The following is a 24345-nucleotide window of genomic DNA, read 5'->3' on the forward strand; positions in this document are numbered from 1 at the left end:
CGCGTTCTGTCTCTACATGTGAGACGATATTGCTCAAATCGCGAGACGTGTGGAATCTTGACGGCATGGCACACGAATCGGCCGTCTACACACACGGTCATCACGAGTCCGTCCTGCGCTCCCACCGCTGGCGCACCGCCGCCAACTCCGCGGCGTACCTGCTGGGCGCGCTGAAACCCCACATGCGCGTCCTGGACGTCGGCTGCGGCCCCGGCACGATCACCGCAGACCTGGCCGCGTACGTGCCGGAGGGCGAGGTGGTCGGCGTCGACAACGCGCCCGCCGTGGTGGAGCAGGCCCGGGAGGAGGCGGCGCGGCGCGGCGTCGGCAACGTGAGCTTCACGACCGGCGACGTGCACGCGCTCGGCTCTCCCGACGCCTCCTTCTGTGTCGTGCACGCCCACCAGGTGCTCCAGCACGTCGGCGATCCGGTGGGCGCGCTGCGCGAGATGCGGCGCGTGACGAAGCCGGGCGGCATCGTCGCGGCGCGCGACTCCGACTACGCCGGCATGATCTGGTATCCGCTGGTCCCCGCGCTGGACGACTGGCTGGACCTCTATCACCGGGTCGCCCGGGCCAACGGCGGCGAGCCCGACGCCGGGCGGCGGTTGCGCTCCTGGGCCGGGGAGGCCGGCTTCGCCGAGATCACCTCGTCGTCGTCCACCTGGTGTTTCGCCACTCCGGAGGACCGGGCGTGGTGGAGCGGCCTGTGGGCCGACCGCACCCTCCAGTCGTCCTACGCGAGCCGGGTGATCGAGGGCGGCCACGCCACCCAGGACGACCTGCGGCGGATCTCCGACGGCTGGCGGGAGTGGGGCGCGAGCGCGGACGGCTGGTTCAGCGTCGTGCACGGCGAGATCCTCTGCCGGGTGGGCTGACCACCCCTCCCCGCTGTCGTGGCGCGGCCGGTCACGGGGAAGGATCGGGGTGTGACCCGCGGAGGACGGGGCCTGCCCGGTCATCAGGGGGTCGTGAGGGGCCATCGGGGGGTTGGCATGCGGTCGGCGGCGGGGGATCCGGTCACCCTGTTCCTGTGCGGGGACGTCATGCTCGGGCGCGGCGTCGACCAGATCCTCCCGCACCCGGGCGATCCCGCCCTGCGGGAGCCGCACATCCGGGACGCCGGGGCGTACGTCGATCTGGCGGAGGCGGCGAACGGCCCGATCCCGCGCCCGGCCGCCTGGTCCTGGCCCTGGGGCGACGCGCTGGAGGTGCTGGACGAGGCCGCTCCCGACGTCCGCGTGCTCAACCTGGAGACGAGCGTCACCCGGTCCGCCGACTTCGCGCCGGACAAGGCCGTGCACTACCGGATGAACCCGGCCAACCTTCCCGCGCTGACCGTGGCCCGGCCGGACGTGTGCGTGCTGGCCAACAACCACGTGCTCGATTTCGGCGTACGCGGGCTCGCCGAGACGCTCGACGTCCTGGCGGAGGCGGGGCTCGGCCGGGCCGGGGCGGGCCGCGACGAGGACGAGGCGTGGCGGCCCGCGGTCGTGCCGCTCCCCGGCGGCGGCCGCGTGCTGGTGTTCGCGGTCGCGATGCCGTCCAGCGGCGTCCCGGGCGGGTGGGCGGCCCGGCAAGACCGGCCCGGGGTGGCCTTCCTCCCGGCGCCGTCCCCCGAATGCGCGGCCGAGACCGTCCACCGCGTACGGCGGGTCAGGCGCCCGGGGGACGTCGTGGTCGTCTCCGTCCACTGGGGGTCGAACTGGGGCTACGAGGTCGGCGACGACCAGGCCGGGTTCGCGCACGCGCTCGTCGACGGCGGCGTCGACCTCGTCCACGGCCACTCCTCGCACCACCCCCGCCCGGCGGAGGTGTACCGCGACCGGCTGATCCTCTACGGCTGCGGCGACTTCATCGACGACTACGAGGGCATCACCGGCTATGAGGAGTACCGCGACGACCTGCGGCTGCTGTATTTCGCGACGGTGGAGGCCGCGTCGGGGCGGCTGCGCGAACTGCGGATGGCGCCGATGCGGGCCGTACGCATGCGGCTGCGGCACGCCGGTGACGAGGACCGCGAGTGGCTGCGCGGGACCCTCGACCGGATCGGCCGGAGGTTCGGCGCGCGGACCGGACCGGCGCCCGGCGGGACGCTCGTCCTCGCGCCGGCCGGGTAGGAGGTGATCAGATGCTGGTCCACGAGATCATGACGGCGCCGGTGGTGACGGTGCGGCGCACGGCGACGATCAGGCAGGCCGTCCGCCTGCTGTACGAGCAGGACATCACGGCCGCGCCGGTGGTCGAACGGCCGGGCCGGATGGTCGGCATCGTCAGCGAGATGGATCTGCTGCGCGGCGAGTTCGAGACCGATCCCCGGGCCTTCCTGCGCCCCGAGGCCCTGCCCACCGGCAGGCCGCCCGCGCTCGTCGAGGAGGTCATGACGCCGCGCGTCGCCACCGTGGGCGACGGGGCCGACGTCATGGACCTCCTCGACCTGATGATCACCACCGGGGTGAAGAGCGTCCCGGTGGTGCGCGACGACGACCTCGTCGGCATCGTCAGCCGGCGCGACCTGATGGGGCTGCTGGTCCAGGGGGACGAGCGGATCCGCGACGACGTGCTCGCGGCGCTGCGCGACTGCGCCGAGACGGCGGCCTTCGGCGCGGCCGTGCGGGGCGGCGTCGTCGAGTTGTACGGCCCGGGCGACGAGCGGGCGGCCCGCATCGCCGAGATGGTCGTGAGGACCGTCCCCGGCGTCGCCGGCGTCGTCTTCCCCGAGGGGCTGGTCAGCTGAGATCGGGGCCGGGGGTGTCGTCGTCGAGGCGGGCGAGCACGTCGGCGGCCAGCCGTTCGAGCGCGGCGACCTGGTCGCGGGTGAGCCCGTCGAAGAACAGGCGGCGTACGGTCTCCACGTGCCCCGGGGCGGCGGCGGCGATGGCGCGGCGGCCCTGCTCGCTGATCACGACGAACGCGCCCCGGCCGTCCTCCGCGCACTCCTCGCGGCGGACGAGGCCCCGGCGCTGCATGCGGGTCAGGTGGTGGGACAGGCGGCTCTGCTCCCACTGGAGGCCGCGCTCCAGCTCGAACGGCCGCAGCCGCCCGTCGGCGCGGTCGGTGAGGTGCACGAGGACCTCGTAGTCGGCCAGGGAAAGGCCGGAGCCGGCCTGCAGCTCCCGGTTGAGCCGGGCCGTGAGACGACCCTGCATGCGCAGGTAGGCCCGCCAGGCGCGCTGTTCGTCCGGGTCGAGCCAGCGTGGGCTGTTCATGCCGTCCAGGCTATCGGGAATCAATGACTCGTCATCTATGTTGTGGGGCACCAGTAGATGATGCATCATCTACAAGGCGACGAGGAAAGGGTTCCGATGACCACGACCAGGCTGACCCCCCGTGTGGACGTCCGCAGGGCGGCCGAGCGCTTCTCCACCCGTATCTCCTGGCTGGATTCCAGGCACTCGTTCTCGTTCGGCGGCCACCACGACCCCGGCAACACCCACCACGGCCTGCTGCTGGTGAACAACGACGACACCGTCCACCCGGGCACCGGGTTCGAGACGCACCCGCACCGGGACATGGAGATCGTCACCTGGGTGCTCCGGGGCTCCCTGGTCCACCAGGACTCCGAGGGCCACTCCGGGGTCATCTACCCGGGGCTCGCCCAGCGCATGAGCGCGGGCACCGGCATCCTCCACTCGGAGAAGAACGACTCCTGGCGGCTGACCGGCGGCGGCGCCCATGACGAGCCCGTCCACTTCGTCCAGATGTGGGTGGTCCCCGACGAGCCCGGCATCACCCCCGGGTACGAGCAGCTGGAGATCGAGGGCGACCTGCTGGCCGGCGGCCTGGTGCCGGTGGCCTCCGGCATGGACAAGCACGACGGCGCCGCGGCCATCCGGATCAAGAACCGGTACGCCGCGCTCTACGCCGCCCGCCTGGAGACCGGCCAGTCCGTGGAGCTGCCCGAGGCGCCGTTCCTGCACCTGTTCGTGCCCCGGGGCGCCGTCGCCCTGGAGGGTGCGGGCATGCTGGAGACCGGCGACGCCGTACGGTTCACCGCCACCGGCGGGCAGAAGGTCACCGCGACCGAGCCCGCCGAGATCCTCGTGTGGGAGATGCACGCGACCATCGCCGCGTGACGATCTGGGAAGGACAGACACCTGATGGAGCAGACAGACCCGAAGGTCGCCGACAACCCCGAGGCGCGCCGCTTCGAGATCACCGCTGACGGCGTCCTCGCCGGGTTCGCCGCCTACGGGCTCGACGGGCAGACGATCTCCTTCACCCACACCGAGATCGACTCCGCGTTCGAGGGCCGCGGCCTCGGCTCGACGCTGGTCCGCGCCGCGCTCGACGCCGCGCGCGACGCCGGGCTGTCGGTCCTGCCGTACTGCCCGTTCGTACGGCGGTACATCGCGCGGCACCGGGAGTACGTCGATCTGGTGCCGGCCGACCGGCGGGCCCGGTTCTCGCTGGACGGCGACGAGGCGGCCGGGTGACCGCCGGCCCGATGAGCCGGGGGGAGCCCGCCCTCTACGGCTGTGAGATCGCCGCGGAGGCGATGCCGGAGAGCGTGCTCCTGCCCGGCCACGACGTGCCGCTCGGCCGCTACACGACGGTGCGCCGGCTGCTCCCGCAGCGCCCGCGCCGGATGGTCGGCGCGTGGTGCTTCGTGGACCACTTCGGCCCGGACGACGTGCGCGGCCGGCCGGGCATGCGGGTGCCGCCGCATCCGCACACCGGACTGCAGACGGTCACCTGGCTCGCCGAGGGCGAGATCCTGCACCGCGACAGCCTCGGCAACACCCAGCCGATCGTGCCGGGGCAGCTCAACCTGATGACCGCGGCCCACGGGATCGCCCACTCCGAGCAGTCGCCGCCGGACCACCCGCCGGAGATGCACGGGCTGCAACTGTGGGTCGCGCTGCCGGAGGACGCCCGGCACGGCGAGGCGCGGTTCGAGCACCACGCCACGCTGCCCGTGCTGCGCGACGGGAACGTCACGGTCACCGTCGTGGTGGGAGAGGTGGGAGCGGCCCGGTCGCCCGCGCGGGCGCACACCCCGCTGCTCGGGGCCGAGGTGCTGTTCGGCGGCCCCGGCCGTCACCGCCTGCCGGTCGACCCGGCCTTCGAGACGGCGGTGCTGGCCATGTCCGGCACGGCGGAGGTGGCCGGGGTGGCGCTGTCGCCCGGGTCGCTGCTCTACCTCGGGCAGGGCCGCGCGGACGTGCCGCTGGAGACCACCGGGCCCGCGCGGCTGTTCGTGCTGGGCGGGGCGCCGTTCGAGGAACCCCTGGTGATGTGGTGGAACTTCGTCGGCCGCACGCACGAGGAGATCGCGGCGGCCCGCGACGACTGGGCGCGCGGCGCCCGCTTCGGCGTCGTCCCCGGCGGCCAGGAGTCGCTGCCCGCGCCCGAGATGCCCACCGTACGGCTGAAGGCCCGCGACCGCCACGGCCACCGCCTGGCCTGACCCCTCCCGCAACCCGGCCGGTGGATCGGCCGCGAGGACCGGCGCCGCTTCGCGGAGCCGGTTTTTCGCGTGATGCGACGGATCACGGCGCGGGCCGGTGAGAAGTTCCGACTATCGGAACGCGTGGTTCTACTTTGCGTGCTCATTAAGTAACTTTCCGCAGGGGAGACCGGCGCGCCGACGAGGAGGCCGACCATGACGGCGGAGATCGTGGACACGTCCATCACCGGCATCACCGGCCGGGTCCGGAGACGTGTCGACGAACTGCTGTCCGACTTCCTCGACGCGCGGCGCCCTCCGGTCGGCGACCATGACGTGGCCGAGGGATACCGCCTGCTGCGTGAGTTCGTGGTCAAGGGCGGCAAGCGGGTCCGGCCTCTGCTGTGTTACTGGGGCTGGCGGGGCGCCGGCGGTGAAGAGCTTCGCGAGGCGGCGGTTGTTGCCACCGGCGCGGCGCTGGAGCTCTACCACGCCGGTCTCCTCATCCACGACGACCTCATGGACGGCAGCGAGCTGCGCCGGGGGCGTCCCACCATCCACCGGGGGCTCGCGCGGCCGGGGCGGTTCGGGGCGGCCGAGCAGTTCGGCCAGTCCGCGGCGATCCTCCTGGGCGTGCTCGCCCAGGCCTGGGCCGAGGAACTGCTCGCGGACGCCGGTCCCGCCGACGTGCGGGCCCGCGCGGCCCGCGACCTCTTCAACCGCATGCGCACCGAGGTCGTCACCGGTCAGTACCTCGACCTGCTGGCGCACGCGCGGGGCGACGACGGGGTCGAGCAGGCGCTCACGGTGATCCGGTACAAGACGGCGCGCTACACGGTGGAGCGCCCGCTGCAGATCGGCGCGGCGCTCGCCGGGGCCCCGCCGAGCCTGCTGGACGCCTACTCCCGGTTCGGCCTGCCGCTGGGGGAGGCGTTCCAGCTGCGCGACGACGTCCTCGGCGTCTTCGGCGACCCCTCGGTCACCGGCAAGCCCGTCCTCGACGACCTGCGCGAGGGAAAACGGACCGTGCTCATGGCGTACGCCTCCGCGCGGGCGCGCGGGCCGGAACGGGACCTGCTGCGCACCTGGCACGGCGATCCCGCCCTGGACGAGGCGCGCGCGGCGGAGCTGCGGCGGATCATCGTGGACACCGGCGCGCTCGACCGGGTCGAGGAGCTGATCGCCCAGCGGACCGGCCAGGCGCTGGCGGCGCTGCGCGACTGCCCGATCACGCCGGAGGCGGCCGAGGCGCTCGCGGTGCTCACCGAGCGGCTCACGCGTCGCGTCCGGTGAGGCGCGCGAACGGCACACCCGCGTCGTCAGCGGCTTCCCGCACATCCCGCACCGGGGCCGGTCCGGCGGCTCGCGGCCCACCGGGCGCCGCCCTTCCGACGCCTTCCCCTCCACCGCTCGGCGACGAGCACGACCTGTTAGCGGACAACCGGCCGCCGGCCGATCAGAAGATGGGTGATGTGCTGTGACCGAAACGACCCCGCAGACCAGCGCGCCGAACGACAGCAGGCTCAGCCTGAGCACCAGGGCCGCGCGCAACCTGGCCACGACGACCAAGACCCCGCCGCAGATGCAGGAGATCACCTCCCGGCACCTGCTGCGCGTGCTGCCCTGGATCGAGGCCATAGGCGGCGTCTACCGGGTCAACCGCCGGCTGACCTACCAGGTGGCCGACGGGCGCGTGACGTTCGTCTCGACCGGCGCGGAGGTGCGGGTCATCTCCGCCGAGCTGTGCGAGCTGCCGGCGCTGCGGGGGTTCGGTGACGCCGACGTGCTGGCGTCGCTGGCCGACCTGTTCACGCAGCGGGAGTACGAGGCGGGGCAGGTCATCGCGGCGGCGGGCGCTCCGATGGAGGAGGTCGTGCTGCTGGCGCACGGCAAGGTGGACAAGATCGGTGAAGGGGCGTACGGCAACGAGACGCTGCTGGGGGTGCTGGCCGACGGGGAGTACGTCGGCGAGCAGATGCTGGTGCATCCCGACGCGCGGTGGGAGTGGACGGTGCGGACGGTGACGCCGTGCACGGTGCTCGCCCTCACCAGGGACGCCTTCGAGCGCCTGCTGGCGTTGTCGGAGAGCCTGCGCGAGCACGTGTCGGCGTACCGGGAGGACCCGGACGGCCCGGTGAACCGGTACGGGGAGGCGGAGATCGCGCTGGCGGCGGGGCATGTGGGTGAGGCGACGCTGCCGGGGACGTTCGTGGACTACGAGCTGGGGCCGCGTGAGTATGAGCTGAGTGTGGCGCAGACGATTCTGCGGGTGCATTCGCGGGTGGCGGATCTGTACAACGAGCCGATGAACCAGACCGAGCAGCAGTTGCGGCTGACGATCGAGGCGTTGCGGGAGCGGCAGGAGCACGAGCTGGTCAACAACCGCGATTTCGGGTTGTTGCACAACGCCGATCTCAAGCAGCGCATCCACACCCGGTCGGGCCCGCCCACCCCCGACGACCTCGACGAACTGCTGACCACGGTCTGGAAGAACCCGACCGTCATGTTCGCCCATCCCAAGGCGATCGCGGCCTTCGCCCGGCAGTGCAACAGCCGGGGCATCTATCCGCAGACCGTGGAGTTCAACGGCCAGAAGGCGCCCGCCTGGCGCGGGGTCCCGCTGCTGCCGTGCAACAAGATCCCCGTCAACGGCCAGGGTGTCAGCTCGATCATGGTCATGCGCCTGGGGGAGAAGGACCAGGGCGTCGTCGGGCTGCGCCGCACGGGCCTCGTGGACGAGTACGAGCCCGGGCTGTCGGTGCGCTTCATGGGCATCGACGACAAGGCGATCATCTCCTACCTCGTCACCACCTACTACTCGGCGGCCGTGCTGGTCCCCGACGCCCTCGGCATCCTGGAGAGCGTCGAGGTCCTGTGATGTCCTCCTACCGGCTGCCGGACTTCTACCTCCCGTATCCGCCGAGGCTGAACCCGCACGTCGAGACCGCCCGTACGCACACCCGCGGGTGGGCGGCGCAGATGGGAATGCTGGACGACCCGGACATCTGGACCGAGGAGTCGCTCGACGCGATGGACTACGGCCTGATGTGCGCCTACACGCACCCCGACTGCTCCGCCCCCGAGCTGGACCTGGTCACGGACTGGTACGTCTGGGTCTTCTACTTCGACGACCACTTCCTGGAGACCTTCAAGCGCAGCAGGGATCTCGGCGGCGCCCAGGAGTACCTCGACCGGCTCGACGCGTTCATGTCGGACGACCCGCCCGAGCCGGCCAATCCCGTGGAGCGGGGGCTGGCCGACCTGTGGCCCCGCACTGTGCCCGCCATGTCGGCGGCGTGGCGTCGGAGGTTCGTCCGGGTCACCCGGGATCTGCTCCAGGAGTCGATGTGGGAGTTGTTCCACATCGAGCGGGACGCCGTCTCCAACCCCATCGAGTACATCGAGGAACGCCGGAAGGTCGGCGGCGCCCCGTGGTCGGCGGCGCTGGTCGAGCACGCGGCGGGCGCGGAGCTTCCGGCCCGGCTGGCCGGATCCCGGCCGATCCGGGTGCTGACGCAGTCGTTCGCCGACTCCGTGCACCTGCGCAACGACCTGTTCTCCTACGAGCGGGAGGTGCGGGAGGAGGGTGAGCTGTCCAACTGCGTGCTGGTCTGCGAGCGCTTCTTCGGCTGCGACACCGAGCGGGCCGTGGAGATCACCAACGACCTGCTCACGTCGCGGTTGCACCAGTTCGAGCACACCGCGCTGACCGAACTGCCGGCGCTCTTCGCCGATGAGGCGGTCTCGCCGCCCGAGCAGGGGCTCGTCCTCCGGTACGCCAAGGGGCTGCAGGACTGGCAGGCGGGCGGCCACGCCTGGCACTCGGCCTCCAGCCGCTACACCAAGAACGGCGGGCAGGCGGGGATCTTCGGGATGAACGTCTCCCGCGCCCACGTCACGGGCGCGGGCGGCCTGCGCAACCACACCCACCGGCCCTTCGCGGAGGCCGACGTGCGGCTGCCCGAGCCGTACATGCCGTTCGAGGTGCGCGACAACCCGCACCTGGACGCGGCACGCGCGGCCGACCTGGAGTGGTGCGCGGCCATGGGCTTCTTCGACGGGGTTCCGGGCATCCCGGCGACCGCCGTGTGGGACGAACGGCGGCTCGCCGGATTCGACCTGGCCCTGTGCGCGTCCGGCATCACCCCGGACGCCACCGCCGACGAGCTCGTCCTGGCCACCAACTGGCTGGCCTGGGGGACGTACGGCGACGACTACTATCCGCGGGTCTTCGGCGCGGCGCGTGACCTGGTCGGCGCGAAGCTCATGAACCGGCGGCTCAAGGAGCTCATGCCGCTGGACCTCGTCCCGCGGATGACCCCGTTGACCGGGCTGGAACGCGGGCTCGCCGACCTGTGGCCGCGCACCGCCGGGCCGCTGCCGCCCGGCTCCCGCGAGATCTTCCGTACGTCGGTGGAGGAGATGATCGACAGCTGGGTGTGGGAGCTGGCCAACGAGGCCCAGCACCGGGTGCCCGACCCCGTCGACTACCTGGAGATGCGGCGCGCGACCTTCGGCTCCCGGATGACGATGAGCCTCGCCAGGCTCGCGCCGGGCCGGGTCATCCCGGAGGAGATCATCCTGACCCGGGAGTTCCTCGGCATGACCGACGCCGCGCAGGACTACGCGTGCCTGCTCAACGACCTGTTCTCCTACCGCAAGGAGATCCGGTACGAGGGCGAGCTGCACAACGCGGTCCTGGTGATGTCCACGTTCCTCGACTGCCCGCCGCAGGAGGGCGTGACGGTGGTGGACGGGCTCATGACGAGCCGGATGAGGCAGTTCGAGCACATCACCACCGCCGACCTGCCCGCCCTGCTCGACCGGATCGACGCGGGCGAGGCCGTACGGGAGTCGGTCGCGGCGTACGTGACCGATCTGCGCAACTGGATGGCCGCCATCCTGCGCTGGCACCAACGCTCCCGGCGCTATCTCGACGAGGAACTGCGCGCGGGTCCGGTGGCCCGGTGGACCCAGGGCCCGACCGGCCTCGGCACCGCCACCGCCAGGATCGGCTCCCTCGCGTCCGCGTACGGCGGGCCCGCCGGGGACGGCATCGCGCCCGCGCCCGTGCTCCACCTCACGGCGGGTGCGTCGTGAGCGCGCCGCTCGGGCCCGACGGAGCGTCGCGGCTGGCCCTGAGCACCAGGGCCGCGCGCACCCTGGCGACCACCACCAAGACCCCGCCGCAGATGCGCGAGATCACCCCCCGCCACCTGCTGCGGGTGCTCCCGTGGATCGATGTCCAGGGCGGGGTCTACCGGGTCAACCGGCGGCTGACCTACACCCCGGGAGACGGGCGGGTGACGTTCGTCTCGACCGGGGCCGAGGTGCGGGTGATCCCGGCCGAGCTGTGCGAACTGCCGTCTCTGCACGGGTATGCCGACGCGGACGTGCTGGCCGCCCTGGCGGACCGGTTCGTGCAGCACGAACTGGACACAGGCGATCCGGTGCCGGCCGGTCAGGTGGTCCTGGTCGCCCACGGCAAGATCGCCTGTGTCGGCGTCGGCGAGTACGGCGGCGAGACGCTGCTCCGGGTCGTCGCCGACGGGGATCACCTCGGCGATCTCACCGGCCCGGCGGCGGCCCCCGCCAAGGCGCTCACCCGGTGCATCGTGCTCGTGCTCGAACGGCCGGTGGCCGACGAGCTGACCGAGCGCTCCGGCAGCCTGCGGGAGCAGCTGAACCGCCCCGCGGCCGGCCGCCCGGTGAACCGGTACGGGGAGGCGGAGATCGCGCTGGCGGCGGGGCATGTGGGTGAGGCGACGCTGCCGGGGACGTTCGTGGACTACGAGCTGGGGCCGCGTGAGTATGAGCTGAGTGTGGCGCAGACGATTCTGCGGGTGCATTCGCGGGTGGCGGATCTGTACAACGAGCCGATGAACCAGACCGAGCAGCAGTTGCGGCTGACGATCGAGGCGTTGCGGGAGCGGCAGGAACACGAGCTGGTCAACAACCGCGATTTCGGGTTGTTGTACAACGCCGATCTCAAGCAGCGCATCCACACCCGCTCGGGCCCGCCCACCCCCGACGACCTCGACGAACTGCTGGCCCGCCGGCGCAGCTCGCACTACTTCCTGGCCCATCCCCGCGCCATCGCCGCCTTCGGCCGCCAGTGCACCGCCCGGAGCCTGTATCCGGACGTCACCGAGGCCGGTGGCGCGAAGGTCATGGCGTGGCGGGGGGTCCCGATCCTGCCCTGCGACAAGATCCCCGTCACCGACCGCGGGCTCACCTCGATCCTGGTGATGCGCACCGGGACCGAGAAACAGGGGGTCGTCGGGCTGCGCCGCACCGGGCTGCCGGACGAGTACGAGCCCGGACTGTCGGTGCGCTTCACCGGCATTGACGACAAGGCGGTCATCTCCTACCTCGTGACCACCTATCACTCCGCGGCCGTGCTGGTGCCCGACGCTCTCGGCGTCCTGGAAAGCGTGGAGGTCGGCTGAACGCCGCCGCCCTCCACGGCCGCCGTCCGCCCTCGCCGGAAACCGCCGCACATGCGCGGCGCTCCGGCTAGGGTGGCCGCTGGCCGATCAAGAACTGCTCTTCTGAATGCGACGGCGGAGGTCTGTGATCGTGCTGATGGAACGGTCCGGCAGGGCGGAGACGGCGTCGGCCCTGGGCAGCCTGGAGCGCGGGATCGCGATCCTCTTCTGCCTGGCCGTCGGCATGAGACCGATGAACCTCACCCAGGTGCACCGTTCGACCGGGTTCTCGAAGACGACCACGCACCGCCTGCTCGGCGTCCTGCAGGGACGCGGCCTCGTCACCCGCAGGGGCGGCGACTACACGGTCGACGGCCGCTTCGCCGAACTGCTGTCGCCGCGTGGCTGGCCCGTGCAGGGCCGCCGAGTGCCGGACTGCCGCCGGGCGGTCCTGCCATACCTGCTCCAGCTGTACGAGGCCACCCGCCAGACGGTCAATCTCGCCGTGCCCGACCGCGGCGAGGTCGCGTACGTCGAACGGCTGTACGGGCACAACCGCGTCACCTCGCCCTCGGACGGCCTCGACCGCGCCCCGCTCCACTGCACGGCCGCGGGCAAGGCGCTGCTCGCGCATGACGCCGCACTGCGGAAGGCCTTCTACGCCGGTCCCGCACCCCGGCGGATGACGGGCCGTACGGTGACCGGCCCGGTCGCGCTGGAACGCGAACTCGCGGCCGTACGGGTCGAGGGCGTGAGCTACGCGCGGGAGGAGTTCGCCGAGGGGATCTGCTGCGCCGCCGCGCCCGTCTTCGGGCCGGACGGACGGGTGTGCATGGCCGTCTCCGTCGCGGCCCCGGCGGGCGCCGCGGCGCTGCCGCGGCTGGGCCCGGCCGTGCGCAGGACCGCCCACCAGATCACCGGAGTCCTGGGCACGATCCTGGCGCCCGGACCTGAGCGCACCGGGCCCGAGCGCACCGGGCCCGTGTTCGGCCGTGTGTCGGCTCCCACCGGGAACGCCCGCAGGACGGCCGTACGGCAGTAGACGGCGAACGCGGCCGGTTGCGTTTACCGGTGCCGGGGGAGAGTCTTCGATGCCGGCGTGACCTGCGGGGACAGTCGTGAGGCGCGGCCGCCGGCGCATTCGGGGGCGCGACAGGGAGCTGGTGTCATGCGGGTTGAATCGGGGGCGTTCGTCCTCGCCGGGAGGATCGGCCTCGTCGCCGTGCCGGTGATCGTGCTGTCGACGGCGTGCGGAGCATCGGAGCCGGGGACGCGTTCACGGTCCGAGGCCACGCCCGCCGCCGTGTCCACCACCATGTCCACCACCGTTCCGGTGCCGTCGGTCACCCCCGCCCCGGCGGCCCTTCCGGCCGCCGCCGATCCGGAGGCGTGCCGGAACGCCGACTGCGAGGTGGAGGTCCGCCAGGGAGACCGGCTGCGGCTCGACGCCGCCACCGGCCTGGACGCGCTCACGGTGGCCGCCCTCGACCAGGGCGTGGTGCGCCTGCGCTTCGAGGGCTCCTCCGGCGGCTACCGCGTCGAGGGCATGAACGTCGGGGTCAGCCAGGACTGCGTCAACGGCCGCTGCCGGACCAGGGGAGCGCTGACGCTGACCATGGACCGGCCCGCCCGCATCGGCGACATCCACCTCCGGCTGACCAGCGTGCGGCCCGACGAGGTGGTCCTGGCGATCTCGCCGTCCTAGCGGGCCCTCCGCAGGGCCGTCCGCGGCTGGCCACGGAGGGCGGTCCCACGACGGCCCCCGGTCTGGCCCTGCCCGTGCCCGGGAGAGCGTGCCCGGGAGAGCCCGTGCCCGGGGGAGGCGCGGCTTTGGAAACCCCCAGCCTCCGTTAACCACCAGGCCACCCCGCCTCCTTACGGTCGTGGCCATGCCATGGAAGAGCAAGGTCAACGCCGCCGTCGAAGGGATGACCGGTTACGTCATCACCCGGGCCCGTCCGCGGCCCGCACCGGTCCAGCCGCCGCGGGACGAGCCAAGACCACCCGCCGACCCGGAGATCGACCGTCTCCTCCGCGCGCCGGTGTTCGTGCTCTCCCCGGTCAGGTCCGGCTCCACGCTCTTCCGGGTGCTGCTGAACAGCCATTCCAGAATCCACGCGCCACACGAACTGCACGTCCGGCGGATCGCCGTGACGCTCACCACCGAGCCCGTACGGCAGGCCATGGAGGCGGCCGGCCACCGTACGAGCGACATCGAGCACATCCTGTGGGACCGTCTGCTGCACCGGGAACTGGTCAGGAGCGGCAAGGAGATCGTCGTCGACAAGACGCCCAGCAACGTGTTCGCCCACCGTCGCATCACGACGTGCTGGCCGGACGCCCGGTTCGTCTACCTGCTGCGCCATCCCGCCTCGATCGTCCGGTCCTGGCACGAAGCCGATCCGCAGGCGCGGCCCGTCGAGGAGGCCGTACGGCACACGCTGCAGTACATGCGCTATCTGGAGGAGTCCAGGCGCAGGCACGAAGGGCTCGTCGTCCGGTACGAGACTCTGGTCGACGACACGGAAGGCGAGTTGCGCCGGGTCTGCGCCTGGCTCGGTGTCGAGTACGAGCCCGAGATGATCCGCTACGGCGACAAGGGCCACGGCGAGTTCGTGAAGGGCATCGGCGACTGGCGCGACAAGATCCGCAGCGGGCGGGTGCAGCGCGGCCGTCCGCTGCCTCCTCCCGAAGAGGTGGCCGAGCCGCTGCGGGAGATCGCGGCGGCCTGGGGCTACCTCTGACCTGGACCGGGACGCATGGCGCGGCTCCCCTGCACGCCTCCGGAGCGTGAGCGCACCCGATCTGACCGGGAGCGTCAGCAGGGGTGAATGTTTCAGCAAGACGTGCTCCGCCCGCAGCATGGGGTGCGATGCCGGATGAGGTGGTGAAACGGCTCGTTCGCGGCGAACCCTTCCGGGGAGGGGGACGACCGCGTCCTTGACGCGCCGCTTCGCGTCGTATTGGCTCCGCTGCTGCACCACCATCGGCCCAGGAGCGGAGAGACCCGAGGCTGTTAACGCTAACAACCCCACGCTCTGTGCTGGACCGGCGTGTGCGCATGTCCGCAGTTCGGGATCAGATCTCTCTGGAGGGCTGAGATGAAACCGCCCAGCACCGGGACGGAACGGCATCGCTCACGGACGCGCGCGCGGGGGCCGGCCACGGCCCTGGCCGCCGTCGCCGCCGCCACCGCCGTGGCGCTCAACCTCGCGATCCCCGCTCAGGCGGCCTCGACGTTGAAGGCCGCGGCGGAGGCCAGGGGGAGGTACTTCGGCACCGCGCTGACACGGGGAGACCTCGGTATCAGCGCCGAGGTCAACCTCGCCGCGGCCCAGTTCGACATGGTGACCCCCGGCAACGAGATGAAGTGGGACGCCACCGAGCCGTCCAAGGGCTCGTTCAACTTCGGGTCGGGTGACCAGATCGTCTCCTTCGCCCAGTCACACGGCATGCGGGTGCGCGGGCACAACCTGGTGTGGCACGCCCAGCTGCCCGCGTGGGTCGGCGGCGTGCCGCTCAACCAGGTCCAGGGCGTGATGGAGAACCACATCACCACCGAGGCCACCCATTACAGGGGAAAGGTCTACGCCTGGGACGTCGTCAACGAGCCGTACAACGAGGACGGCACGCTGCGCCAGGACGTGTTCTACAAGGCGATGGGCTCCGGCTACATCGCCGCCGCGCTGCGGGCCGCGCACGCCGCCGACCCGAACGCCAAGCTGTACATCAACGACTACAACATCGAGGGCATCAACGCCAAGAGCAACGGGCTCTACTCGCTCGCGCAGTCGCTGCTGGCCCAGGGCGTCCCCTTGCACGGCATCGGGTTGGAGAGCCACTTCATCGTCGGCCAGGTGCCGTCGTCCCTGCAGGCGAACATGGAGCGGTTCGCCGCCCTGGGCCTGGACGTCGCGATCACCGAGCTCGACGACCGCATCCAGATGCCGGCGGACAGTTCCGAGCTGCAACAGCAGGGCACCGACTACGGCAGGGTCGTGAACGCCTGCCTGGCGGTTCCGCGCTGCGTGGGCGTGTCGCAGTGGGGCGTGGACGACGGCCACACCTGGATTCCCGGGACGTTCCCCGGCTACGGCGCTCCCATGATGTGGGACTCCAGCTATCAGCCGAAGGCGGCTTACCAGGCGGCCCTGAGCGCGCTCAACAGCGGCACCTCCTCACCGTCGCAGTCGCCGTCACAGTCGCCGTCGCAGTCCCCGTCGCAGTCCCCGTCGCGGTCGCCCTCGGCGTCGCCGTCGTCCTCCCCGTCGTCCTCGCCGTCGTCTCCGGTTCCGGGGGCGTGCTCGGCGACGATCAAGACGATCAACAGCTGGGGCGGTGGGTTCCAGTCCGAGGTGACGGTGCGGGCGGGCAGCTCGGCGGTCAACGGCTGGACCGTGAAGTGGGCCTGGCCCGGCGGCCAGACCATCAGCAGCCTGTGGAACGGCGTGTCCAGCGGCTCCGGCTCGTCGGTGACCGTCCGCAACGAGTCCTACAACGGCTCGATCGCGGCGGGCGGGTCCACGACGTTCGGCTTCACCGCCAACGGCACCGCGGCCACCCCCACCGCCACCTGCACCAGCCCCTGACCCTGTCACGGGACGGCCTGTGCCGGGCCGGCACCCCAGGCCCGGCACATGGCCGAGACGGCGGCGTACGGCGTGCGGAACTGTCGGTCCGCGTCCGTACGATGTCCCGCATGACCGGGCATGAATTCACGCTCACCGCCACGGGCCCGTTCGACTTCGGCGCGACGCTCCGCTTCGTCGAGGACTGGCCGGCCACCAGCGGGCTGCCCTCCGACGGCCGGACGCTGCGCTTCGCCTACTGCGCCGAGGCCGACTGGCTGCCGATCGGCGTGGCGGTCACCGCCGCGCCGGGCGGGGTCGCCGTACGGACGACCAGGGCCGCGGGGCCGGAGATCCGGGGCGAGGTGGCCCGCATCCTGTCCCTCGACGTGGACGGCTCGGGCTTCGCCGAGATCGGCGAGTCCGACCCGGTGCTCGGTGAGTTGCAGCGCCGCAGCCCCGGCCTGCGGCCGCTGTGCTTCTGGAGCCCGTGGGAGGCCGCCTGCTGGGCGGTGATCGTGCAGCGCTCGTCGATGCTCATCGCCTCCCGGCTCAAACAGCGCATCGCGGAGCGGTACGGCGCCACGGTCGATCTGGACGGCCGGGCGTACGCCGCCTTCCCGCCGCCCGTGTCGCTGCTGAACGCCGACGGGCTCGGCCTGCCCGAGCAGAAGGAGGAGTGGCTGCGCGGCCTGGCCCGCGCGGCGCTCGACGGCGTGCTGACCACCGAGCACCTGCGCGCGCTCGACCCGCCTGAGGCGCTGGCCGAGCTTCGCGCCCTGCCCGGCGTGGGGCCGTTCTCTGCCGGTCTGATCCTGATCAGGGGCGCGGGCGCGCCCGACGCGTTCCCGGGGGACGAACCGCGCCTGTTCGCGATCCTCCGCGAGGCGTACGGCCTGCCGCCGGACGCCCCGGCGAGCGCGTACCGGAAGGTCGCCGACGCCTGGCGGCCCTACCGCTCGTGGGCCTCGTTCCTGTTCCGGTCGTCGATGTACGGAGTCAGGGAGGACCAGCGGGCGGGTGCCGCGGCCGCCCAGGCGGGAAAGGACGTCAGAGCCAGCCTTTCTCCTGGGCGGCGCGGATCGCGGTGATCCGGTTGGTCGCGCCGAGCTTGGCGATGGCGCTGGACAGGTAGTTGCGCACGGTGCCCTCGGTCAGGTGCAGCGCCGTGGCGATCTGCCGCACCGACGCGCCCTCGGCCGCCAGCGACAGCGCGCTACGCTCGCGGTCGGTCAGCGGGCTGTCGCCCGCCATCATCGCCGACGCCGCCATCTCCGGGTCGAGGTAGCGCCCTCCGGCGTGCACCTTGCGGATGGCCGTGGCCAGTTCGTCGGCCGAGGCGTCCTTGGGGATGAAGCCGCGCACCCCGGCGGCCAGCGCCCGCCGCAGATATCCCGGGCGTCCGAAGCTGCTCAAGATGATCATCGCTTGGCCCGGGAGCCCCTCGGCGGCGGTGAGGCCGTCCATCCCGGGCATCTCGATGTCCAGCACCACGACGTCGGGCCGGTGCTCCCGTACGGCCGTGGCCACCTCGTCGCCCCGGCTCACCTGGGCGACGACCTCCAGGTCGGGCTCCAGCCCGAGAAGGGTGGCGATCGCGCCGCGGATCAGATGCTCGTCGTCGGCGAGGAGGACACGGATCATCGGGCCGCTCATCGGGTCACCGCCTCGGTGAGGACGTGCGCGCGGTCGGTCGCCGGCACGACGGCCCGAAGGACGAACTCGCCCGAACCGGTCGGCCGGGCGGTCAGGCTGCCACCGGCGGCGGCGAGCCGCTCGCTCAGGCCGATGAGACCGGTGCCGCCGTCGTCGGCGCTCTGCCCGCCGACCCCGTCGTTGACCATCTCCAGCACCGCCGTCCCGCCGGTCAGTCTCAGCGTGACGCGGGACCGGGTCGCGGCGCTGTGCCGCAGCGTGTTGGTGGCGCCCTCCCTGACCACCCACGCGAGCAGCGTGGCCGCCTCGCCCGGCGGTGTCCGCTCCGGCAGGTCGAGGGTGCACCGGATGTTCGCCGCCTCCAGCACGGCCCGCACGCTGCCCAGCTCGGCGGAAAGGTCGATGGCGCGGTAGCCCCGCACGGCCTCCCGGATCTCCCGCAGGGCGTCCTTGGCCAGCCCGCGCACCGCCGTCATCTCCTCGGTCGCCTGGTCGGGGGCGGCGCGGGCGAGCTTGACCGCGAGCTCGCTCTTGACCGCGATGGCGGAGAGGCTGTGGCCGACCAGATCGTGCAGATCCCGGGCGAACCGGAGGCGTTCCTCGGTCACGGCGAGCTCGGCCTGCGCCTTCCTGCCCTCGTCGACCTGGATGATCATGCGGTAGATCCACAGCCAGAGCCGGTTGCTGTAGGGGAGCAGCGCCAGCATCGGCAGATAGAAGAAGAGGTCGGTGCGCTGCTCGCCGGAGCCGGGAAGCAACAGGAAGTCGAGGGCGGCATACATGCCCGCGGCGCCCGCCGTCAGCGCGACGGCGGTCCGGGCGCTCACCCCGAGCACCGCCACCCCTGTCCACGTCGTGGTCAGCGTGCTCCAGGAGAACGGCAGCATCTCGGACGCCACGCCGGGCACATCCGCCCCGAGGACGATCATCACCAGGGCGACCGCGCCGGAGACGACCACCTCGCGTACGGCGGTCCGGCCGTCGACGGCGGCGCGGACGACGCGGAGGAACAACCAGCTGAAGACCGGAAGACCGACGGCCACGAGGGCGAGACGGCTCCAGCCCACCCCGCCCTCGGTCCTGAACTCGACCACGATCTGGAGCACCGGGCCGAGCCACGCGAACACCAACTCGAGGGCCAGAGTCCAGAAGGTGATGTGACGCGCCCGCTTGATCCCGGCGTTCATGACCCAACCTTACCTATCAGCCCCGGCGCGGATCCCAGCGGAAGAACGCCCGGGCCAGCAGGGCGGCGACGGCGATCCACACGGCGAGCAGGCCCAGGGAGGGCAGGGCGGCGCCCCAGCGCTCCAGGGCGCCGAGCGGCTCATGACCTGCGCCGATGTAGTTCAGCCCGAGGTAGGCGGTCCGCATGATCTCCACGATGGGCGTCATCGGCAGGAACTCGATCGCCGTACGCAGCGCCTGGGGCAGCATCTCCGGCGGCAGCATCACCGGCGAGCCGCCGACCAGGAGCAGCACGACCGGCAGCGTCGCGATCTGTGCCATCTCCCCCGTGGAGGACAGGCCGGAGACGGCCATGGCGAGCAGGGAGAAGAAGGCGGCGCCGAGAAGCGCGGCGAGCAGCAGCAACGGGACGTCCGCCGGGGCCCCGGTGCCCATGACGGCGGACATGAGCGCGCAGAGGATCACCACCTGGCCCAGATACACGGCGGTCGCGCCGAGGGCGCTGCCGCTGAGGATGGCCGTCCTGGTGGCCGGCCCGCCGAGCAGGCGCTTCAGCACCATCTCCTCGCGACGGGAGGTGTAGAAGCCGGCGAGGTTCATGAACGTCGCGAAGATCAGGATGAAGGCCATCATCCCGGTCATCACGTACTGCGTCGCCGGGATGCCGGCGGTCCCTCCGCCGACGCCGTTGGACGCCAGCGCCCCGGCGATCAGCAGCGGCAGCAGGACGGCGTTCACGAAGGCCGTACGGTTGCGGAAAACGAGGGTGAGGTCGACGCGGGCCAGCCGCACCGCCTGTGCCACGTCGTTCATGCGCTCTCCTTCACCACGGAGTGGAAGACGTCCTCGAGCGAGGCGGTCCGGACGGCGAGCCGTTCGAGCGTGACGCCGCGCTCCGCGGCCCAGGCGAACAGCGGCACCAGCGCCGCATGGGCCCGTGTGGCCTGGTCGCCGTCGGCGATGGTGTACGTGACCACGGGCGTTCCGCCCGCCAGGCTGACGCCGGGGGCATGGCCACCGATCAGCGGAAGGGTGTCCAGCGGGATCTCCGGCGGCAGCCGGAAGGAGACGCGGTCGCCGTGCCCGCCGACGACCTCCTCCAGCGTCCCCTCGACCCGGATCTCACCCTCGTGCATGACGGCGAGCCGGCTCGCGAGGTGCTCGGCCTCCTCCAGGTAGTGCGTGGTGAGCAGGATGGTCGTCCCCTCCGTCACCAGTTCGCGGATCAGGCTCCAGGTCGCCCGGCGCGCCTCGGGGTCCATCCCGGTCGTGGGCTCGTCCAGGAACAGCACCTCGGGACGGCCGATGACCGACAGCACGAGATCGAGCCTGCGCTTCTGGCCGCCGGACAACTGCCGTACCCTGACCCGCGCCTTGTCGGCCAGCCCGGCCAGCTCCAGCGACTCGTCCAGTGAGCGGGGGTTCGCGTGCAGGTCACGCCACAGCCCGATGGTCTCGGCCACCGTCAGGTCGGAGAGGAGGCCGTTCTCCTGCAACATGATCCCGACCCGCGGGCTGAGCGCCCGGCGCCTGCGGTACGGATCCATCCCCAGCACCTCCACGGTGCCGGAGGTGGCGGGGCGATAGCCCTCCAGGACCTCCATCGTCGTCGTCTTCCCGGCGCCGTTGGTGCCGAGCAGGGCGAACAGCTCACCCGTGCGGACGGTCAGCGAGACGCCCCTGACGGCTTCAAACTCGCCGTACCTCTGCCTGAGCTCGGTCGCCGCGATCGCCAGATCCAGACCGACCGCCGTTTCCCGTACGTCCGTCGTCATGGCTCAAGGGTGGGTTCTCCGCCGCTTCCCGCCGTAGTCGCCGATGCCACCAGATCGACATGGACCTCGCGGATCGCCACGATGACAAATGTCAAAGGACGCTTGCCGAAGCGTCCTCCCTCTGATCGTCCACTACCGTCGCAGCCGTGCGAATCCTCATCGTGGGCGGCAGCGGCCTTCTCGGCGGCGAAGTCGTACGGCAGGCCACGACGGACGGGCATGTCGTGGCCGCCACCTACCTGACGCGGCCGGGCACGGCGACGGGAGTCGAATGGCTGCCGCTCGACATCCGTGACCGTTCGGCCGTATTTGGCTTGATCGGCGCGATTGAGCCCGACGTCGTCGTCAACGCGGCCTTTCGCCAGCCGGACTGGGAGACGACCGCCGTGGGCGCCGCTCACGTGGCCGTGGCGGCTTCCGGGAAAGGCGGGCGCTTGGTGCACGTGTCCAGCGACGCCGTGTTTTCCGGACAGGCGATCACCTACACGGAAGACAGTGTCCCCGATCCGGTCACCCCGTACGGAGCGGCCAAGGCCGCCGCGGAGGTGGCTGTGCAGGCGATCGATCCCACGGCGCTGATCGTACGGACCTCTCTGATAATCGGTGACGGCGGCTCCGTACACGAAAGCAGGGTGCATGCGCTTGCCGCGGGTGACACGGAAGGAGTCTTGTTCACCGACGACGTGCGCTGCCCGGTGCATGTGAGCGATCTGGCGGCGGCCCTTCTTGAGCTCGCGAAATCTGATCGCGCGGGAGTACATCACGCGGCAGGGGCCGACGCGATGAGTCGATACGAGCTCGGGCGCCTGATCGCACAGCGGGACGGACTCGATCCGGATCGGCTCCCATCCGGCCGGCGCGCCGGCACCGACGTGCCCGGGCCGATCGATGTCCGGTTGGACTGCCGCCACACTCAGCGGTATCTCACGACCAGGCTGCGCGGCGCGCGGGAGTTCCTGAGATAGCCTCAGCGATCAAGCCGGTACGCGGCCTACCTGGAGAGCGGGATCGCGCGTCGGAAGATCCCGCCCCGGCAGGTGCAAGTTGGTATCGATAGCGATAGTATCTCTATCGATACCATCGTTTGGGGATGTGCCATGCGCCGTTTCATCGGGCGGGACCGGGAGCTGAACGTGCTCCGTAACGCCTTCCAGGCAGTTCGGGATGCTGCCGGGTCGGCCAGGCCAGGGCAGTGCATCCTCATCCGGGGGAGGCGGCGGGTCGGCAAGTCGAGCCTCGTCGAGGAGTTCCTCCGGCGTACGGAGACGCCGAATCTCTTCTTCACAGCGGCGGGTGGCACGGCGGAGAACGAACTGGCGGAGTTGCTCGACGCCGTCGCCAGATCCACGCTGCCGGAACGAGAAGTGTTCTCGGAGGAGACCCCGGGGCAGTGGAATGCGGCATTCAGGCTGCTTGCAGAGATCCTGCCCACTGACAAACCGAGCGTGGTCGTCATCGATGAGGTCCCGTACCTCATGGACCGCGTCGACGCCTTCGAGGGCATGCTCCAGCGCGCATGGGACCGCTCGTTGAGCCGCAAGCCGGTACTTCTCCTCCTGGTCGGATCCGACCTGTCGATGATGGAGGCGCTGAACAGCTACGACCGCCCCTTCCACCAACGGGGCCGGGAAATGATCGTGGGGCCGCTGAACCCCGCTGACATCGGCGAGATGCTCAGCCTTCCGCCGGCTGCCGCCTTCGACGCCGCCTTGATCACAGGAGGTCTCCCGCTGATCTGTGCGGAGTGGCAGGCTGGAGCGGATGTCTGGGAATTCCTCCGCCACTCGCTGGACAACCCAATCTCGGCGCTGCTGGTCTCCGCCGAGCGCTCACTGGCCGCGGAGTTTCCACCGCAGGCGATGAGCAGGGAAGTCCTCCGGGCCATTGGAGCCGGGGAACGCACCTTTACCAACATCGCGCGCGCCGCCGGCGGCATCGCCCACACCACTCTCACTCGAGCTACGGATGTCCTGACCGAGAAACGGGTGGTGGCGGCCGAGCTGCCATTCTCCCTGCGGCCGTCGAAGGAACGCCGCTACCGAGTGGCCGATCCTTACCTGCGGTTCTGGCTCGCGTTTCTGGATCCGCACATGGCGGAGATCGAGCGGATGCGCGGAGATCTCACGCTGAGCCGAATCAAGGAGCAGTGGACGAGCTGGCGCGGCCGCGCGATAGAGCCTCTCGTCCGGGAATCCCTCGCCCGTCTCCTGCCGGACGGGCTCCTGCCCGCCACCCCGGCGATCGGCGGGTACTGGACCCGTAGCAATGACGTCGAAATCGACTTGGTGGGTGTCGACAGGCAACCGGTGGCCAAGCAGTTGCTCTTCCTCGGCTCGATCAAGTGGCTGGAGAATTCCGCGTTCGACAGCCACGACCTGGCCGCGCTGCAGAAGCACCGGGCGGCGATCACCGACGAGCCGGTACCACTCGTTGCGGTCTCCCGGAACGGGACCAGCTGTTCTGGGCTACAGGCGGCATACGGCCCCGAGGAACTGCTCAGCGCATGGCGGAGGGCGTGAGCCGGCATCACCGAACTGCTCGCCGGGGCCGGGTTGATCGTCACCGCCCGGCTCCTTAGGAGCCCGGCGAGGGGGAGACGGCAGCACGTCTACCTGCTGGCTCGCAGACCTCAAACCTTGTCGGACTCGCATGCCAGAATCTCCGTGATCTGTCCCGGAAGAGAACAGGATTCCCATGAGCGGCTATGACTGGCTTGATGACGATGCGTTCTGCGCGACCTTAGTCCGCGGCCTCACTCCACACGAGGCGCTGGCCCGCCTTGGCATTGACGTATTCGATGGTGATGACGAGGAAGGCGAGATCGATGAGGGCCTCATCTCTGCCCGATCGGCCGAGGGCGGGGCAATTCTGAGCGAGTGGAACGGCTTCGCCGGCACGCTGGACGAGGTGCTGCGACCCTTGTCGAATGGGACGGTCACGGCGAGTGTCTTCGTCAATGTGAACATGGTCGCGTCCTTCGTCCATTACGTCGACGGCCGCAGGGTCCTGTCCTTCGATCCGCTGTTTCCCGGCAACGAGGATGGCATTTCGGAGGACTACCTGGCCGACCGCGTCGAGCTCGGGCTCGTTGGCGACAATTCGGAGGGCGGGCTCGCCGCTGCCCTGCTGCTGGCCGAGCGCATCACCAAGGTGCGGCCGAACGCTTCAACTGACATCGTGGCCGCCCACGGCGTTTTCGAGTACTGAGCCACTTCCGCTCTGTTACGCCCATAGCTGCGGCTGTGGGTTCCTCCTCGGCCTTGCGATGCGTCCCCCTGGATCCCCGCTCGCGACCGGCAGAATCTGTCAGACACCCCTGAGAGGCCGTTATGAGAGAACAT

The 24345-nt window shown here is 71.3% G+C and carries 23 protein-coding genes; 18 read left to right on the plus strand and 5 right to left on the minus strand.

Annotated features, from left to right (window positions below):
- The first annotated feature begins 65 nt into the window (after positions 1-65).
- From Mam01_RS07040 to Mam01_RS07050, 3 genes are all read left to right on the plus strand, one after another.
- Positions 66-878: a class I SAM-dependent methyltransferase gene (locus Mam01_RS07040; protein ID WP_204284577.1), complete on the plus strand. Its 813-nt coding sequence runs from the start codon at positions 66-68 to the stop codon at positions 876-878.
- Between the two features lie 117 nt (positions 879-995).
- Positions 996-2120: a CapA family protein gene (locus Mam01_RS07045; RefSeq protein WP_204284578.1), complete on the plus strand. Its 1125-nt coding sequence runs from the start codon at positions 996-998 to the stop codon at positions 2118-2120.
- Positions 2121-2131: 11 nt separating this feature from the next.
- The gene (locus Mam01_RS07050) at positions 2132-2737 is read left to right on the plus strand and encodes a CBS domain-containing protein (RefSeq protein WP_204284579.1); all 606 of its coding nucleotides are present in this window, start codon (positions 2132-2134) and stop codon (positions 2735-2737) included.
- On the opposite strand, the gene Mam01_RS07055 is transcribed toward Mam01_RS07050, so the two are convergent.
- Positions 2730-3209 carry a MarR family winged helix-turn-helix transcriptional regulator gene (locus tag Mam01_RS07055; protein ID WP_204284580.1) on the minus strand — a complete coding sequence of 160 codons (480 nt, stop codon included), beginning with the start codon at positions 3207-3209 and terminating at the stop codon, positions 2730-2732. The genes Mam01_RS07050 and Mam01_RS07055 overlap by 8 nt on opposite strands.
- A gap of 96 nt (positions 3210-3305) precedes the next feature.
- Between Mam01_RS07055 and Mam01_RS07060 the strand changes: the two genes are divergently transcribed.
- The 12 genes from Mam01_RS07060 (at position 3306) to Mam01_RS07115 (ending at position 17476) form a co-directional block, all read left to right on the plus strand.
- On the plus strand, positions 3306-4076 hold the full coding sequence (locus Mam01_RS07060) for a pirin family protein (RefSeq protein WP_150935203.1): 771 nt from the start codon (positions 3306-3308) through the stop codon (positions 4074-4076).
- A gap of 24 nt (positions 4077-4100) precedes the next feature.
- Complete coding sequence (locus Mam01_RS07065) at positions 4101-4436, plus strand: GNAT family N-acetyltransferase (protein WP_204284581.1); 336 nt, start codon at positions 4101-4103, stop codon at positions 4434-4436.
- Entirely contained in the window at positions 4433-5410 is a 978-nt protein-coding gene (locus tag Mam01_RS07070; RefSeq protein WP_239101105.1) for a pirin family protein, read from the plus strand. Before Mam01_RS07065 ends, Mam01_RS07070 begins: the two co-directional genes overlap by 4 nt.
- Positions 5411-5605: 195 nt before the next feature.
- The gene (locus Mam01_RS07075; protein ID WP_204284582.1) at positions 5606-6682 is read left to right on the plus strand and encodes a polyprenyl synthetase family protein; all 1077 of its coding nucleotides are present in this window, start codon (positions 5606-5608) and stop codon (positions 6680-6682) included.
- Positions 6683-6866: 184 nt separating this feature from the next.
- On the plus strand, positions 6867-8267 hold the full coding sequence (locus tag Mam01_RS07080) for a family 2B encapsulin nanocompartment shell protein (protein WP_239101106.1): 1401 nt from the start codon (positions 6867-6869) through the stop codon (positions 8265-8267).
- A complete protein-coding gene (locus Mam01_RS07085; RefSeq protein WP_204284583.1) occupies positions 8267-10489 on the plus strand; it encodes a terpene synthase family protein in 2223 nt (740 codons plus the stop codon). The genes Mam01_RS07080 and Mam01_RS07085 overlap by 1 nt, the downstream gene beginning before the upstream one ends.
- Positions 10486-11838: a family 2B encapsulin nanocompartment shell protein gene (locus Mam01_RS07090; RefSeq protein ID WP_204284584.1), complete on the plus strand. Its 1353-nt coding sequence runs from the start codon at positions 10486-10488 to the stop codon at positions 11836-11838. The genes Mam01_RS07085 and Mam01_RS07090 overlap by 4 nt, the downstream gene beginning before the upstream one ends.
- 124 nt (positions 11839-11962) lie before the next feature.
- A complete protein-coding gene (locus Mam01_RS07095) occupies positions 11963-12859 on the plus strand; it encodes an IclR family transcriptional regulator (protein ID WP_204284585.1) in 897 nt (298 codons plus the stop codon).
- 126 nt (positions 12860-12985) lie between these two features.
- On the plus strand, positions 12986-13522 hold the full coding sequence (locus Mam01_RS07100; RefSeq protein ID WP_204284586.1) for a hypothetical protein: 537 nt from the start codon (positions 12986-12988) through the stop codon (positions 13520-13522).
- 184 nt (positions 13523-13706) lie between these two features.
- The gene (locus Mam01_RS07105; protein WP_204284587.1) at positions 13707-14561 is read left to right on the plus strand and encodes a sulfotransferase family protein; all 855 of its coding nucleotides are present in this window, start codon (positions 13707-13709) and stop codon (positions 14559-14561) included.
- A gap of 357 nt (positions 14562-14918) precedes the next feature.
- Positions 14919-16406, plus strand: coding sequence for a glycoside hydrolase family 10 protein (locus Mam01_RS07110; RefSeq protein WP_204284588.1), 1488 nt, complete (start codon positions 14919-14921; stop codon positions 16404-16406).
- A 110-nt stretch (positions 16407-16516) separates the two neighbouring features.
- The gene (locus Mam01_RS07115) at positions 16517-17476 is read left to right on the plus strand and encodes a DNA-3-methyladenine glycosylase family protein (protein ID WP_204284589.1); all 960 of its coding nucleotides are present in this window, start codon (positions 16517-16519) and stop codon (positions 17474-17476) included.
- Here Mam01_RS07115 and Mam01_RS07120 read toward each other — a convergent pair.
- From Mam01_RS07120 to Mam01_RS07135, 4 genes are read right to left on the minus strand one after another with little or no spacing between them, the layout of a single operon-like run.
- Positions 17436-18029, minus strand: a complete 594-nt coding sequence (locus Mam01_RS07120) for a response regulator transcription factor (protein ID WP_204284590.1) — start codon at positions 18027-18029, stop codon at positions 17436-17438. The genes Mam01_RS07115 and Mam01_RS07120 overlap by 41 nt on opposite strands.
- 8 nt (positions 18030-18037) lie before the next feature.
- Positions 18038-19228, minus strand: coding sequence for a sensor histidine kinase (locus Mam01_RS07125; RefSeq protein WP_204284591.1), 1191 nt, complete (start codon positions 19226-19228; stop codon positions 18038-18040).
- Between the two features lie 16 nt (positions 19229-19244).
- A complete protein-coding gene (locus tag Mam01_RS07130) occupies positions 19245-20042 on the minus strand; it encodes an ABC transporter permease (protein WP_204284592.1) in 798 nt (265 codons plus the stop codon).
- Positions 20039-21004, minus strand: a complete 966-nt coding sequence (locus Mam01_RS07135) for an ABC transporter ATP-binding protein (RefSeq protein ID WP_204284593.1) — start codon at positions 21002-21004, stop codon at positions 20039-20041. Before Mam01_RS07135 ends, Mam01_RS07130 begins: the two co-directional genes overlap by 4 nt.
- 146 nt (positions 21005-21150) lie before the next feature.
- Here Mam01_RS07135 and Mam01_RS07140 point away from each other — a divergent pair, with 146 nt between their 5' ends.
- The 3 genes from Mam01_RS07140 (at position 21151) to Mam01_RS07150 (ending at position 24211) form a co-directional block, all read left to right on the plus strand.
- Positions 21151-21969, plus strand: coding sequence for a sugar nucleotide-binding protein (locus Mam01_RS07140; RefSeq protein WP_204284594.1), 819 nt, complete (start codon positions 21151-21153; stop codon positions 21967-21969).
- Between the two features lie 132 nt (positions 21970-22101).
- The gene (locus tag Mam01_RS07145; RefSeq protein WP_204284595.1) at positions 22102-23523 is read left to right on the plus strand and encodes an ATP-binding protein; all 1422 of its coding nucleotides are present in this window, start codon (positions 22102-22104) and stop codon (positions 23521-23523) included.
- A 175-nt stretch (positions 23524-23698) separates the two neighbouring features.
- Positions 23699-24211, plus strand: a complete 513-nt coding sequence (locus Mam01_RS07150) for a DUF6461 domain-containing protein (RefSeq protein WP_204284596.1) — start codon at positions 23699-23701, stop codon at positions 24209-24211.
- Positions 24212-24345 lie beyond the last annotated feature (134 nt).

This window comes from Microbispora amethystogenes, assembly GCF_016863015.1.
GTDB lineage: Bacteria > Actinomycetota > Actinomycetes > Streptosporangiales > Streptosporangiaceae > Microbispora > Microbispora amethystogenes.

Coding starts and splice junctions, on each gene's coding strand:
- Mam01_RS07120 (WP_204284590.1), bottom strand. CDS start 18,029: ATGATCCGTGTCCTCCTCGCCGACGACGAGCATCTGATCCGCGGCGCG.
- Mam01_RS07050 (WP_204284579.1), top strand. CDS start 2,132: ATGCTGGTCCACGAGATCATGACGGCGCCGGTGGTGACGGTGCGGCGC.
- Mam01_RS07110 (WP_204284588.1), top strand. CDS start 14,919: ATGAAACCGCCCAGCACCGGGACGGAACGGCATCGCTCACGGACGCGC.
- Mam01_RS07130 (WP_204284592.1), bottom strand. CDS start 20,042: ATGAACGACGTGGCACAGGCGGTGCGGCTGGCCCGCGTCGACCTCACC.
- Mam01_RS07135 (WP_204284593.1), bottom strand. CDS start 21,004: ATGACGACGGACGTACGGGAAACGGCGGTCGGTCTGGATCTGGCGATC.
- Mam01_RS07100 (WP_204284586.1), top strand. CDS start 12,986: ATGCGGGTTGAATCGGGGGCGTTCGTCCTCGCCGGGAGGATCGGCCTC.
- Mam01_RS07045 (WP_204284578.1), top strand. CDS start 996: ATGCGGTCGGCGGCGGGGGATCCGGTCACCCTGTTCCTGTGCGGGGAC.
- Mam01_RS07145 (WP_204284595.1), top strand. CDS start 22,102: ATGCGCCGTTTCATCGGGCGGGACCGGGAGCTGAACGTGCTCCGTAAC.
- Mam01_RS07150 (WP_204284596.1), top strand. CDS start 23,699: ATGAGCGGCTATGACTGGCTTGATGACGATGCGTTCTGCGCGACCTTA.
- Mam01_RS07060 (WP_150935203.1), top strand. CDS start 3,306: ATGACCACGACCAGGCTGACCCCCCGTGTGGACGTCCGCAGGGCGGCC.
- Mam01_RS07125 (WP_204284591.1), bottom strand. CDS start 19,228: ATGAACGCCGGGATCAAGCGGGCGCGTCACATCACCTTCTGGACTCTG.
- Mam01_RS07065 (WP_204284581.1), top strand. CDS start 4,101: ATGGAGCAGACAGACCCGAAGGTCGCCGACAACCCCGAGGCGCGCCGC.
- Mam01_RS07085 (WP_204284583.1), top strand. CDS start 8,267: ATGTCCTCCTACCGGCTGCCGGACTTCTACCTCCCGTATCCGCCGAGG.
- Mam01_RS07055 (WP_204284580.1), bottom strand. CDS start 3,209: ATGAACAGCCCACGCTGGCTCGACCCGGACGAACAGCGCGCCTGGCGG.
- Mam01_RS07115 (WP_204284589.1), top strand. CDS start 16,517: ATGACCGGGCATGAATTCACGCTCACCGCCACGGGCCCGTTCGACTTC.
- Mam01_RS07105 (WP_204284587.1), top strand. CDS start 13,707: ATGCCATGGAAGAGCAAGGTCAACGCCGCCGTCGAAGGGATGACCGGT.
- Mam01_RS07040 (WP_204284577.1), top strand. CDS start 66: ATGGCACACGAATCGGCCGTCTACACACACGGTCATCACGAGTCCGTC.
- Mam01_RS07075 (WP_204284582.1), top strand. CDS start 5,606: ATGACGGCGGAGATCGTGGACACGTCCATCACCGGCATCACCGGCCGG.